A 646-nucleotide genomic window follows, 5' to 3' on the forward strand; every position below is an offset into this window, starting at 1 on the left:
CCGCAAGAGGCAATTCGCAAACGACAATTGTTCACCATTCATGGTCTTTGCGGAACTCGCAGCATAATTGCGCCCGGAGATACGCCTGCCTTTAACCCGCTGAAAATTTGCGACACAACCCGCCACCGGCGAGGCTTTTCTAGAGCGCGCCCGCTTTACTCGGGGTCATATCCGCACGATTTGAAGTAGTTGGCACATTCTTGCGGATTGAACAGCGTGAGGATGTGACCCACGGTATTCCATAAGCCGTCGATCGTTCGCTCGGCTTTGGCGCGCAAGACGGCCTTCAGCTTTGCGAATGCCTTCTCGATAGGGTTAAAGTCGGGACTGTAGGGAGGAAGGTAAAGCAACCGGCATCCCGCGTCTTCGATTGCGTGACGCACGCCTTCCGCTTTGTGTGCAGGCAGATTGTCCATGATGACGATGTCGCCCGGCGCCAATGTTGGAATGAGAACCTGCTGGACATAGGCCTGAATGCTACCCCGTTCATCGCATCGTCCAAGACGATGGGTGCGCTCATTCCGGATAGCCTGAGCGCTCCGGTAAACGTCGTTGTCTTCCAATGGCCGTGCGGGACCGGTGAGCGGCATCGATCTCCGCAAGGGGCCCGTCCGCGAAGCCGAGACATATTCGTGCTCAGTCCGGT

Annotated in this window: 1 pseudogene; it reads right to left on the bottom strand. The window is 56.8% G+C overall.

What is annotated here, in order from left to right:
* Positions 1-155: 155 nt before the first annotated feature.
* Positions 156-646: pseudogene (locus ACS5UA_RS22835) on the bottom strand (IS630 family transposase); the annotation flags it as partial.

This window comes from Brucella sp. RRSP16 (assembly GCF_052246815.1).
In the GTDB taxonomy this organism is placed as follows: domain Bacteria; phylum Pseudomonadota; class Alphaproteobacteria; order Rhizobiales; family Rhizobiaceae; genus Brucella; species Brucella intermedia.